Source organism: Jeotgalicoccus meleagridis (assembly GCF_903994045.1).
Lineage (GTDB): Bacteria > Bacillota > Bacilli > Staphylococcales > Salinicoccaceae > Jeotgalicoccus > Jeotgalicoccus meleagridis.
On record NZ_CAJEWD010000007.1, the window covers coordinates 35,717 to 48,717 of the forward strand.

The window sequence follows — 13,001 nt, forward strand, 5'->3', positions numbered from 1 at the left end:
TTTCTTAATCGTCGTCTTTGTCTTTTTTAGAACTAGATTTTGATGAACGTCCTCCAACTGAATATCGATCATCGTAGGTTCTTGTGACCGTTCCTCTTAATGATGAGTTAGATAGGCTAGAGTCAATCGATGAGCCCATACGTGATTGAATTGCAGGGTCATTTAGAGAACTTTTATCGGTGAAGATAGTGTCTTCAGCAATCAAACCAGTAATTGGTTTGTCCATGCTACTAGAACAATCATCTTCTAATTCCATAGTCAGAGCACAGAATTTTTCTGATCTCACTGATGATGGTTGTTCGAATTTTTCATAAGCTCCCATTACTTCAGGGGCTGCTTGACTGAGTGCATCAGCCATATAACTCCAGTTATAAATATGAGGGTGTGTTTCATCATCTGTGTCATAGACTTGTGGAATATTTCTGTCATAACCCATCCAAATTCCTAGGGTTACTTTAGGATTAAAACCAATCATCCATGAGTCTACAAAATTCTCTGATGTACCCGTCTTAGCTGACCAATCATAAACGTCTTTTACTGAGTTGTAGTAATCTTTAATGTGGTAAACAGAACCAGTTAAGAATGATTCTTTCAGCATATCTGCAACTAAGAAAGAAGTAGATTCTTTGAAGACTCTAACAGGATCTTCTTGATGTTCGTAAACGATATCTCCATCAGGTGCTGTGATTTTTTGAATCATATAACTTTCGTTCATTTCTCCTTGATTACCGAAAGTAGAGAAAGCATCGACATTATTTTCTACTGTAGTATCTAAAGGACCAAGTGGCAGTGAAGTGATACCAACTAGTTGTTCTGGGATACTCATATTCATTGCATCTAAGTATTGATATGGATTATGATTCCTAACTTCTGACCATAATCTTAAAGTAGATAAGTTATAAGAGTTACTTAGTGCATGTTTGGCAGAAACTAAACCATACTCATCTCCAGAGTAGTTGGCTGGTTCATAACCATTATTGTTAAATTCCTTATCGAGCAGTACCGTATCCGGTACGATTAGGCCTTGATCGATAGCTGGTGCATAGGTACTTAACGGTTTCATAGTTGAACCGGCTTGACGAGAAGTTTGAGTGGCGTGATTGACTTCAGAATTTTCATAATTACGTCCACCGACAAAACCTAGTATCTTACCTGTGTCATTTTCTTTAAGGACAGCACCGACTTCGTGATCTAATATTTCTTCTTCTTCACCTTCAACAGCGTTGATTGCATCTAAACTTGAGCGTTCACCGTAGTAATAAAAACTATTTTCTTTTGTCTCTTGCATGGTGTCGTATATATTTTTATCAATGGTTGTTTCTATTTGATACCCTTGATTTCTTAAGGCATCATTTGCTTTTTGTGTATATTCTTGATTCAGTAGAGGTGTTGAATCGACATCTTCACGAGAGACACCTTCTTCTTCAGCTAAAATATACTTAATAACTTCTACACCGCGTCTTTCGATTTCATCAGTTAAGAATGGATAGTTCTGATTTGGTACAACGACACTTGAAGCCATATTGTCATAGATATTATAAGCTAAAGCTTGATCATGTTCTTCTTGACTGATCACACCTTCAGTTAGCATTCTTGAAAGCACAAATTCCTGACGGTTCTTACCAGCTTCTAGCATATCTGCTTCTTTTAAACTACCATCTTGATTGAATGGTGTATATGCATATGGATTTTGTGGTAGGCCGGCTAAGAAGGCACTCTCAGCAATGTTTAACTCACTTGCTGACTTACCAAACACCCCTTCAGCAGCGGATTCAATTCCCGCTATATTTTGGCCGTTTGCATTTCTACCAAAAGATACCGCATTTAAGTAAGCTTCAAGAATTTCTTCTTTAGATAATATATTTTCAACGCGGAAGGCTAATAAGAGTTCTGTGGCTTTTCTATCAAAGGTTGGGTCATTCGTTAACATTTGATTTTTTACCAGTTGTTGGGTAATTGTACTACCACCAGATCCCGCTTCACTACCTGATAATTCCTGCAGTGAGGCACGCATAAAGGCTTTTGGAACCACACCATTATGTTCATAAAAATGTTCATCTTCGGTAGCGATTAAAGCCTGAGTCACGTTTTCTGATATATCATCATATTTCACTGTTTCGCGTATTAAGTCTGAGCGAAGTGTCCCGAGTTCTTCCCCGGAGCCAAATGTCACAGTCGTACTCTCTGTCATTTCGGTTAAGTTTGTTTTAATTTCGTCTTCTGCAAGCACTTCTTCATCTGATACAAGTGCAGCAAAGTAACCTAGACCGATACTGAAGAGAAATAAACCAATAAGAGTAACTGTTAAAAGTAAGAATAAGATAACATTCCAAATCGTATCATAAGCTGTAAAAAAAGATACTCTTAGAGGAGAACCTGCTTTTTTAAAGCGGGCGACTATATTATTATATTTGTCTTTCGCTGTTTCTCCGTGAATTCTGTCTGTCTTCTTCTCGGAATCAGAACGCGAAAACATCTTCTTTATATTTTCAATAAAGTCATTTTTCTTCATGTCAACCTCCTATTAAAAAGATTATATCATATGTCTATTAAGCTCTCCTAGTAATATAAGGCTATCAGAGAATAGAAATCTAACCATATCATGATAGCTTAAATAGAGTATTTTTCAAGTGAAAACACTTGGCTTTCAAATCGCAATCTTGACTTTTAGCTCTATCAATACTATACTTATATAAATTTAAGATTAGAATCAAACTGTGAGAGAAGTAGTGACTTACTTGATTTAGAGAGCAGGCGGTTGGTGAAAGTCTGTGAAAAGTAAGTTGATGAATACACTCACATATTATGGTTTGATCCGTCAGAAGACGTAACTTCTACAATGAGTAAAATTGTTTGGTGGTACCGTGTCAGCACCCATACTAAAAAAGTATGGGTGTTTTTTATATTAAAAATCAATGGAGGGTATTATGACAACTTTAATAGAAGATTTAAAATATCGTGGTATTGTGTATCAAATGACAGATGAAGAAGAAATTGAAAAAATGCTAGAAACAGAGAAGATTTCTATCTATTGTGGTGCAGATCCGACAGCGGATAGCTTACATATCGGACACTTAGTACCATTTTTAGCACTAAGACGTTTCCAAAAATATGGACACCGTCCGGTTATTTTGATTGGTGGGGGAACAGGAATGATTGGAGACCCATCATTTAAAGCTGATGAAAGAAAATTATTAAGTGAAGAAGAAGTCGATAAAAATGTTCTTGCAATCAAGGACCAATTAGCAAGTATCTTTGATTTTGAAGATGAGAATAGTGCAGTCCTTGTTAATAATAAAGACTGGTTGAAAAATATTAGTTTAATTTCTTTCTTAAGAGATTATGGTAAACATGTTGGTTTGAATTACATGTTATCAAAAGATGCGATTCAAACGCGTTTAGAAACTGGTATTTCATACACTGAATTCACTTACACTATTTTACAAGCTATTGATTTTGGGCACTTAAATAAAGAATTTGATGTGCGTTTACAAATCGGTGGCTCTGACCAGTGGGGTAATATTACTAGTGGCTTAGAATTAATGAGAAGAATGTATGGTACAACAAATTCTGAAGGTTTAACCATTCCTTTAATTACAAAAGCAGATGGTAAGAAATTTGGTAAAACTGAATCCGGTAATATTTGGTTAGATAGAAACCGTACATCACCATATGAATTTTATCAGTTCTGGTTAAATCAATCAGATGACGATGTGGTTAAGTTCTTAAAACTATTTACTTTCTTAGATAGAGATGAAATAGACAACTTACAACAATCTGTAGAAGAAGAACCTCACTTAAGAAAAGCACAGAGAAAACTAGGTGAAGAAATCACTAGATTGATTCATGGTCAAGAAGGTTTAGATGAGGCACTTAAAGTAACAGATGCACTGTTTTCTGGAGACTTTAAAGCGCTTGAATCCTCTCAAATTAAAGACGCGCTTAAAGATGCGCCTTCACAAGAGGTAGATAAAGAAACGACAAAACTTGTGGACTTACTAGTAGAAGCTAATATTTCTTCATCTAAAAGACAGGCAAGAGAAGACATCCAAAATGGTGCGATTTATGTAAATGGAGAAAGACAGCAAGACCTTGACTATGAAATTACTGATGCAGATAAATTTGATCAGGAATTTACAGTCTTTAGAAGAGGGAAGAAGAAGTACACAATTGTAACTTATAAATAAATCATAAAAAGCACACTAATTTCAGATGGAAATTAGTGTGCTTTTTCTTATAAAGGTGCTTATCTATTGTGCAGTCAAACCGCCATCAGCAACAAATTCTGAACCTGTTGAGTAAGATGAATCATCGGAAGCAAGATAAAGAACAAGTTCCGTGATTTCCTCGGGTTGAGCGACTCTTTGTAAAGGAATGAATTTTGAAAATGCTTTGATTTGTTCCGCCGCATCGCCTTGTTTAATCATAGGAGTCTCTATTACTCCAGGATGTACTGAATTGACACGTATACCAAGAGGTGCGAGCTGAAGCGCAGCTGCTTTAGTGAAACCTCTCACTGCAAATTTTGTATCTGTATATCCAACAGCCCCTCCGACAAGACCATTAATGGATGATACATTTACAATAGACCCTTTACCTAGTTCTGTCATTGTCGGGACGACTGCTTGTGTACCTAAAAAGACAGAGACTTGATTAATATCTACTATTCTACGGTAGTCCTCTTCAGTCATTTCCATCATCGGCTTGTTTACACTAATTCCCGCATTGTTCACAAGGATATCAATTTGTCCAAAGGTGTCGTTCGCTTCCTTAACCACCTTGTCCCAATCTTCTTTTTTAGTGACGTCTTGTTTGATAAATTTAGCATCTTTACCAAGACTTTTTTCAAGTGTTTTACCAGCTTCTTCGTTGATGTCAGTAATAATAACTTTAGCACCTTCACTGACAAAACGTGTAGCGTGTGAAGCGCCCATACCTTGTGCGCCACCTGTAACAATCGCAACTTTACCTTCTAATCTGTTCATAAAACTACCTCCTGAAATTTAAATATTTTATATTAAAACAAAAACTATCTAAGTTTGATTGAACCGCCATCTACCATTATTGTTTGTCCGGTCACATAATCTGCATCACTACTTGATAAGAAGACCGCAACTCTACCAATATCTTCCTCAGGGTCTCCAAGTTTTCTTAAAGGAATATTATTAATCATCGCATCATATAATTCTGGAGAATCTTTCTTCCATTGTTCAACCCCACCAGTGAGTGCAATTGGAGAGATGATATTCACATTAATTCCTTCAGGTCCCCATTCATTGGCAGCAACTCTAGAAATTCCTCTAATTGCTTCTTTGGCAGCAGCATATGAAGTTTGTGTTGGCTGACCGTTAAGACCCGCACCAGATGCGAAATTAATAACTTTACCTTTAGATTTCTTCAGTTCAGGATAGGCCACTTGCATAAAGTTAAAAGTAGGATAAAAACCTGTACCAAACGATAGGTCAAACATTTCTTGATTGGTCTCAATAAAAGATGCTTGTTTAGAAGCATGTGCATTGTTGATAAGAATATCTAACTTGCCTCGTTTTTTGACTACTTCAGAAACAACATATTCTACATTTTCTCTTTTGGAAATGTCTGAGATGAAGAGCATGCCTTCAGTATGTTGATTAATTTCTGCTAAAGTTTTCTTACCCATCTCTTCATTAACATCTACAATAGCAACATGAGCACCTTCTTTAGCTAAAGCAAGCGCCATACCTCTACCAATACCAGAAGCACTTCCAGTAATAATTGCAACTTTTCCTTCTAATCTCATTTTAACTATCTCCTTTATAATATTAATTATTTATTGATTTAACTTTTTATATAAGGTGAGCAGTTGTTGTCTTTCATCATCTGTAAGTTTTAAAAATACCTCTTTACGTAAAACTTGCCCGCTTTCAATTGCCTTTTCTAAGATGTCTTGTCCTTGTTTAGTAATAACTAAATATATGATACGCCGATCATTTTCATTTGCTTGTCGTTCAACTAAGCCCTTTTTAACTAATTTATTCACTAGGTGAGTCACCGTTGGTGGCGTGAGTCCTAAAGCTTTTGAAACATCAGAAGGACGCGACGATTCATTATGTTGTAAGAAAGATAAGGTAAGTATATGAGATACGCCTAAATCTTCATTAAAAATTTTATTCCAACGAATCGTCATCTGATTCGTGAATGTATCCATTTGATGGAGGAGGTCAAATATATTTTTATTGGTCATTATTTTCACCTCTCATTAACTTTCATGTCTAATAGTTAGATGTCTAACAATATACTTTTATTATATATATTTTGATAAAACTAGGCAAGGTAAAGATGATTTTGTCTATTTGATATCATTTTTGACATGTCTAATAGACTTTTCCGCTCATTTTGTCTATTCGATATCATTTTTGACACGTCTAATAGACTTTTTAACCGAGAAATATGTATCACAAAATAAACTCCCTTAAAAAGACAAGAAAAATCGTCCACCTTCTTTAAAGAAAGTAGACGATTTAATAGAGATATTTAGAAAATGATAAATGCTGCAACAATAATGATTGGTAGAGTAATGACTGTTCTCATTAAGAAGATAACAAAGAGTTTTCCTAGACCTAATGGAATCTTAGAACCTAAGATTACGCCACCGACTTCTGATAAATAAATCAGTTGAGTAATACTCATTGCACCAACGATGAAGCGAGTCATATCACTTTGAACGCCTTCAATGAGAATAGCTGGTAGGAACATATCAGTAAAACCGATAAAGAGTGTTTCTGACATTGCTGCTGCTTCAGGAATACCAATCCATTGTAGTAATGGAACAAAAGGTAGACCTAACCAAGTGAATATTGGTGTATACTCAGCCAAGATTGTTCCTAATGTACCAATAGCCATTACGACAGGTAAGACACCAAACCAAGTATCAAAGACTGTTTTAACGCCTTCTTTTGCTAAAGAGAACAGGTTAGGTGATTTTTCTGCTTTTAACATCGCCTGATGATAGCCCCAAGAAAATGGGTTGTGTCCTTCAGGTATTGTCTCCTCAAGTTCAGATCCATCATTGTAATAAGTATCTTCAATTCTTGAGAGTGGTGGAATGCGTGGCATAATTAAAGCTGCAATAACACCTGCGACGATGATCGTTAAATAGAACGGACCAAATAAGTGCATCAAACCGATTAAATCTAGTATGACAATAGTGAAGGTAATCGAGACGACTGAGAAAGTCGATGCAATGACACTGGCTTCACGTTTTGAATAAAATCCATCTTCATACTGTTTACTTGTTAAGATGACCCCAACGGTACCATCTCCAACCCAAGATGCTAAGTTATCAACAGTAGAACGGCCAGGTAAAGTAAAGACTGGACGCATAAACTTAGCAAAAATAGTTCCAACGAACTCTAACAAACCGTAATTTAAAAGTAGAGGTAAGAAGAAACCTGCAATAATAAAGACTGTAAATAGAGTAGGTTGTAAATCGTTTAAGATCATGCCACCTGTAGAGTCTGACCAAATCATTTCTGGACCAAACTTAAAGTAACTAAACAAGGCAAATATTGCACCGATTGTTCTTAAAGTGACCCAAAAACTTGAAGTGTAAAAAATGCTTGCCCAAAAACCGGTATCAATTTTTAAGACCCAAGTGTAGATAATGCTTAAAACTGCTGCAATGACAACTGTAATTACGACTAAGAGCGTAATGATCTCTACGGTAATTAAATCATTAATAAAAGTTGCTAAAAAGGCAACTGGTACAGTAGTTTCACCGTCAATGTTTAGTGGTATGAGAAACATGAATATCCCAATTAGAGATGGGATTAAAAATTTTAAAAAGGTAGTTGTATTTTTCATAAGTTAACCTCATTTGTCTTGAATAAGTTATTATATTAAATAATTATACGTAATAATGAATAATTGTAAAGGAGTAAACGTTTTCATTATGTATAAATTATATTATAATAGATTGATAAAGAAAAGGAGAGGATTTTAATGAATATTATTGATACACATTGTGATGCTCTATTGAAACTCCAAGGGGATAAAAGGAATACATACGGATACTTCGGACGAAAGAGACAGTTGGACTATTTAGACTCTGATGAACTTCATACCAACATGAAGCGGAGAATTAAAGGGAAAGTCAAAGTCCAATTTTATGCAATATTCATCTCTCCTGGCATTCCAGATAATGAAAAATGGCAGCATGCCTTAGAACAAATCGATGCCTTTTATAACGAAGTACTGACTATGGATAAGATGGTACACATTAAAAAATTATCCGATATTAAGAATTTAAAAGAAGATGAGTATGGTGCTGTTTTAACTCTAGAAGGTGCAGATGCCTTTGGTAATGATTTAATGAAGCTAAGAACACTCTTTAGATTAGGAGTACTCGCTGTCGGTTTAGTTTGGAACAATGGCAACCTAGTGGCTGATGGTGTCGGTGAAACTAGAGGGACTGGCTTAAGTAAATTAGGTCATCAAGTCGTCGAAGAGTGCAACAAAAATAATGTCTTAATAGATGTGAGTCATTTAAACGTTCACGGCTTTGAAGATGTTATTGAACATGGTAAGTATGTATTTGCTAGTCACTCTAATGCCAGAAGTATTCAGGATCATCCTAGAAATTTATATGATGAGCAAATTGTTAAGCTTATCAACAAGGGTGGAATGATTAATATCGTCTTTTGTCCAGACTTTGTAGCTGATGGGGAAGTAACGATTGATGATTTGCTTTCGCATATCGATAAAATTATTGAACTCGGTGGAGAAAAACATATTGGTTTAGGATCTGACTTCGATGGCATTGTGGACTTTGTCAAAGACCTTGAACACTCTGGAGATTATCAAAACTTACTGACTGCTATAGAAAATAAATATGGTGAAGGCTTCACAAGAGGAATCGCCTCAGAAAACTTTATCAGAGTGTTTTGTTAAAAAAGAGAGCTGGAAAGTATTTTCCAGCTCTTTACTATAAAGCATTTATTTAGCCGTCAATGTTTTGACATCATTTTTTAAATTACTAACCTTTCTTCTTGGTTTTTGATTTCATTGAGTTGCTTCCCAACGCTATCTTCCATAGATTCATCATTTAAAGGATTAACCATAAAAAATTCGGAGTTTAAATCAGAATACATCTTTAATAGTTTTTTAGTTTCTTCTAAATAAGAAAGCATAGACTCTTGTACTTTGACATGTTCATCATCTTCAAGCTGATAGTTTTTTCACTGTTTGCTGAAAATCTTCAATTTGTGGAATCAACTTATCATTAATATCATGGAGCGCCTTATCTCTATTTCTATCCTCTTCGATATTCTTCGTCGTTTCTTCAAAGGCTTTATTTAATCTACTATCATTTCTTTCAAAGCTAGTTAGCAACTGTTGGTAATTTTCTTCTGCTTGATTATTACAAGCACTTAAAATAAGTAAGACAAGCATAAGTATTGGTATTTTTATTTTCATAGATTCACTCCTGATTTTTTTAATAGTTATCGTAATTGAAAGCATATATATTTATTGTATAATAGAAGAGTTGCACTTTAAAATTATTTGAAACTTGGAGAATACATAAATGAATAAAAAGTTAATTGTTACATTTACCGTCGGTATCTTTTTACTAGGTATGATGGAACTTATTGTATCTGGTATTTTAGAACTCATGAGTAGTGATTTAGGAATCAGTCACGCACTTACAGGTCAGTTAATTACAGTCTATGCGGTCAGTTTTGCCTTATTTGGGCCTTTACTCATTCGACTAACCGAAAATATGTCATCAAAATTAGTCGTACTTCTATCTTTAGTTGTCTTTATTATTGGTAATGTTGTCTTTGGCTTATCTTCTACATTTGTCATGTTGTCAGTGGGGCGTGTGATTACCGCTATGGCAGCAGCTGTCTTTATCGTTAAGATTTTAGATATAACGGTTGTCTTATCAGAACCGAGAGTTAGAGGAAAAATGTTAGCAACAGTCTATATGGGCTTTTCAGCAGCTAATGTTTTCGGGATTCCAATTGGGACTATAATCGGTGCTCAATTTGGTTGGCGAGTAATTTTTGCTGTAGTGATTGTCATTGCGATTTTAGTAGGTCTTGGGGTTCTCTTCTTTGTTAACTCTGAAGCTCTAAATGCTGACGTTGCACCAGGTGAGGTCAAGAGTAAGATTACATCTAAGAGAAATGTGACCTTATATATTACAGTTACACTAGCGGTGCTCATTGGTAACTATATTATTTTAGGATATATATCACCGCTCATGACGTCACATGGTTACACTTTAGAGAATGTGTCATTCGCCTTATTGATAACAGGGATTGGCGGTATGACAGGCACTTATCTTGGTGGTAATTTAGTGGATAAAATCGGCGCTAAAATGACAGTCATATCGATGCTTTCACTATTTTTAGTCAGCCTCTTTGTAATGCCTTTTCTCTACGGGACACCAATCTTATTTTACATTAACGTCTTTTGTTGGGCGCTGTTCCAATGGGCAACATCTCCAGCAATTCAAGGTGGTTTAGTAGAAAATATTGAAGGATCAAGCTCTAATGTGTTTTCTTGGAATATGTCCGCTTTAAATTTAGGCATTGGGGTTGGGGCAGTGATTGGTGGAATATTCATCAATAACTTCGATATTTCTTATGGACCATGGCTTGGTTTTGTCATTGTTGCACTCGGAATGGTTGCTGCGATTAACATTAAAACAGGTCAAAAACAAGAGGTTTAAAGTTTCATATCAGTTTAAATTCTTGTATATTTAAGTGATTAGGAGGACGGATTCTATGTTAATGCGCTTGGTTTTAATCGTCATACTCAGTATAGTATCTATCTTTATCATTAACTACACAGGTTATGCATCACTTGAATATACACCGAAAAATATACTGTATGCTTCTATTTTTATAATAGTGGCAACGATTATTTATAAAATACTCATTCGCTTTTTAAAGCTGTTTTTATTTGTAGTCATCGTTGTACCAGTTTTATTTATCTGTTACTACTATCTTTACACATATATTACTGGCGCACCACCAGAATTCATGCAATTTTAATTAATCGCATTTCTTTTATAAAAGAAATGCGATTTTTTAATTTTATTAGTAAGATTAGGATAAGTGAAAATTAATAAGACTAAGAGGTGTGAGTTTGAATAATAATCAGCCAATCCAATTTAAAGAACGGATTCATGAAATCGATGGTATTCGTGGTTTTGCCTTATTAGGAATTCTAATGATGAATATTATGGCTTTTGCTGGACCTGATATTGAAGATGGTCTATCCAGTGAAAGAAGTGAGATTTATACAGGATTTTGGAATGAATTATCTCTGTTTTTTATAAACGTATTTTTTACGACTAACTTTTTTACAATGTTTTCATTTTTATTCGGCCTAGGCTTTTATATTTTCTTATCTAGAGCAGAAGCCAAAGGAAGAAAACTCATACCCTTATTTTATAGAAGGATGTTTGTCCTACTAATATTCGGTTTACTACATGGCATTTTCTTATGGTACGGTGATATTTTATGGACTTACGCGGTAGCAGGTGCCTTGCTCTTTTTCTTCTATAAGGTGAACGCTAAAATGAATTTAATCATTGCAATTCTTTTACTATCAGTGATTTCAGTTTTTATTCTCTTAGGGAGTCTACTTATATTTGTCAGTGGCCAAGAGATGAACGGTTATATTTTTGAACTTGGAATGACCGATGATATTTTGAACGGGACTTATAGTGATATTGTAGAAATGAACATAACTTTACTCGGCATTTCATTTTCTGGCATCATCTTTGTTGTACCAATTGTTTTAGCCATGTTTTTAATTGGTCTCTATTTCGGTCAAAGAAAAATATTCAACAATATTGATGACAATTTAAGCTTATTTAAAAAATTAGCAGCATTTGGATTGGGTCTTGGTCTACCAATTAAACTATTAACAGGCTACTGGACAACTTATGCCGGGGGAGATGTCTTATATTCAACGCTCGGTGAACTATCGAGTTCTTTAGGTGGTCCGCTTATGGCACTAGGGTATGTATCACTCTTAGTGCTATTAATGAAGAAATACAAAGCAATTGTTAAAATACTACAACCAGTCGGTCAGATGGCTTTAACGAATTATATTGGACAAACAGTGATCATGCTCTTGGTTTTCTATGTAGCGAATCTATTTAATAGTATCGATGCAATTTACTTTGTCCCTATAGTTCTACTAGTCTTTACCTTACAAATTGGCTTATCAAAATTGTGGATGTCTAAATTTGCCTATGGCCCACTTGAGTGGATTTGGAGATGTCTGACTTATTTAAGTTTCATGTCGATAAAGAAAAAGGAGTCTAGCTAATGAAGTTACTCATTATTGAAGATGATAAAGTCCTATTAGACGAACTGATTCACCGATTTAATGAATGGGATATAGAAAGCCAAGGAATCAATGATTTTTCAGACGTTATGACTGACTTTATAGATGTTAAGCCAAATCTTGTGATCATTGATATCACGCTACCAAAATACGATGGTTTTTACTGGTGTCGAATGATTAGAAATATTTCTAGCGTACCTATTATCTTTTTATCGTCTAGAGATCACCCTCAGGATATGGTTATGAGTATGCAAATGGGGGCAGATGATTATGTGCAAAAACCATTTAACTTTGAAGTACTCAATGCTAAAGTTCAAGCACTCTTAAGACGGACTTATGAATATAAATCAAGAGATTTTGATGTCTTTAAATATAGAGATGCGGTCTTTGATTTTAAAAAGTTGATTATTACTAGAGGAGACGATGAGGTAGAGTTGACTAAAAATGAATCTTTTATTCTATCTGTTTTATCTCAAAAAATGAATGAAGTTGTCTTAAGAAATGAGATTATAGAAGCACTTTGGGACGATTCAAGATTTATAAGTGATAATACCTTAACGGTGAATGTCAATCGCTTAAGAAAAAAATTGGAATTGATTGGTTTAAACAATGCTGTAGAAACAAAAACTGGTAGCGGCTATATCTTAAAGGGGTAG

At 34.9% G+C, this 13,001-nt stretch carries 13 protein-coding genes; 6 read left to right on the plus strand and 7 right to left on the minus strand.

Annotated features, from left to right (window positions below; all coding sequences use genetic code 11):
- Positions 1-4: 4 nt before the first annotated feature.
- On the minus strand, positions 5-2,512 hold the full coding sequence (locus JEOSCH030_RS05005) for a transglycosylase domain-containing protein (protein WP_185125534.1): 2,508 nt from the start codon (positions 2,510-2,512) through the stop codon (positions 5-7).
- 412 nt (positions 2,513-2,924) lie between these two features.
- On the opposite strand from JEOSCH030_RS05005, the gene tyrS reads away from it, so the two are divergent.
- Complete coding sequence (gene tyrS, locus JEOSCH030_RS05010) at positions 2,925-4,187, plus strand: tyrosine--tRNA ligase (RefSeq protein WP_235962229.1); 1,263 nt, start codon at positions 2,925-2,927, stop codon at positions 4,185-4,187.
- A 63-nt stretch (positions 4,188-4,250) separates the two neighbouring features.
- Here the strand turns inward: tyrS and JEOSCH030_RS05015 are convergent, their stop codons facing one another.
- The 4 genes from JEOSCH030_RS05015 to JEOSCH030_RS05030 form a co-directional block, all read right to left on the minus strand.
- Positions 4,251-4,985, minus strand: coding sequence for a glucose 1-dehydrogenase (locus tag JEOSCH030_RS05015; protein WP_185125536.1), 735 nt, complete (start codon positions 4,983-4,985; stop codon positions 4,251-4,253).
- A 44-nt stretch (positions 4,986-5,029) separates the two neighbouring features.
- Positions 5,030-5,779: an SDR family NAD(P)-dependent oxidoreductase gene (locus JEOSCH030_RS05020; RefSeq protein ID WP_185125537.1), complete on the minus strand. Its 750-nt coding sequence runs from the start codon at positions 5,777-5,779 to the stop codon at positions 5,030-5,032.
- Positions 5,780-5,809: 30 nt separating this feature from the next.
- Positions 5,810-6,223 (minus strand): MarR family winged helix-turn-helix transcriptional regulator, encoded by a 414-nt coding sequence (locus JEOSCH030_RS05025; protein ID WP_185125538.1) that lies wholly within the window; start codon positions 6,221-6,223, stop codon positions 5,810-5,812.
- A 290-nt stretch (positions 6,224-6,513) separates the two neighbouring features.
- Entirely contained in the window at positions 6,514-7,842 is a 1,329-nt protein-coding gene (locus JEOSCH030_RS05030; protein ID WP_185125539.1) for a YjiH family protein, read from the minus strand.
- Positions 7,843-7,980: 138 nt separating this feature from the next.
- On the opposite strand from JEOSCH030_RS05030, the gene JEOSCH030_RS05035 reads away from it, so the two are divergent.
- Entirely contained in the window at positions 7,981-8,928 is a 948-nt protein-coding gene (locus JEOSCH030_RS05035; RefSeq protein WP_185125540.1) for a dipeptidase, read from the plus strand.
- 77 nt (positions 8,929-9,005) lie between these two features.
- On the opposite strand, the gene JEOSCH030_RS05040 is transcribed toward JEOSCH030_RS05035, so the two are convergent.
- Complete coding sequence (locus tag JEOSCH030_RS05040; protein WP_185125541.1) at positions 9,006-9,167, minus strand: hypothetical protein; 162 nt, start codon at positions 9,165-9,167, stop codon at positions 9,006-9,008.
- Between the two features lie 31 nt (positions 9,168-9,198).
- Positions 9,199-9,453 (minus strand): hypothetical protein, encoded by a 255-nt coding sequence (locus tag JEOSCH030_RS05045; RefSeq protein WP_185125542.1) that lies wholly within the window; start codon positions 9,451-9,453, stop codon positions 9,199-9,201.
- Positions 9,454-9,562: 109 nt separating this feature from the next.
- Here JEOSCH030_RS05045 and JEOSCH030_RS05050 point away from each other — a divergent pair, with 109 nt between their 5' ends.
- The 4 genes from JEOSCH030_RS05050 to JEOSCH030_RS05065 all read left to right on the plus strand — a co-directional run bounded on the left by JEOSCH030_RS05050 (position 9,563) and on the right by JEOSCH030_RS05065 (position 13,001).
- Positions 9,563-10,714, plus strand: a complete 1,152-nt coding sequence (locus JEOSCH030_RS05050; protein WP_185125543.1) for an MFS transporter — start codon at positions 9,563-9,565, stop codon at positions 10,712-10,714.
- Positions 10,715-10,769: 55 nt separating this feature from the next.
- A complete protein-coding gene (locus JEOSCH030_RS05055) occupies positions 10,770-11,039 on the plus strand; it encodes a hypothetical protein (RefSeq protein WP_185125544.1) in 270 nt (89 codons plus the stop codon).
- 94 nt (positions 11,040-11,133) lie between these two features.
- Positions 11,134-12,327: a DUF418 domain-containing protein gene (locus tag JEOSCH030_RS05060; protein WP_235962224.1), complete on the plus strand. Its 1,194-nt coding sequence runs from the start codon at positions 11,134-11,136 to the stop codon at positions 12,325-12,327.
- Positions 12,327-13,001: a response regulator transcription factor gene (locus tag JEOSCH030_RS05065; protein WP_185125545.1), complete on the plus strand. Its 675-nt coding sequence runs from the start codon at positions 12,327-12,329 to the stop codon at positions 12,999-13,001. The genes JEOSCH030_RS05060 and JEOSCH030_RS05065 overlap by 1 nt, the downstream gene beginning before the upstream one ends.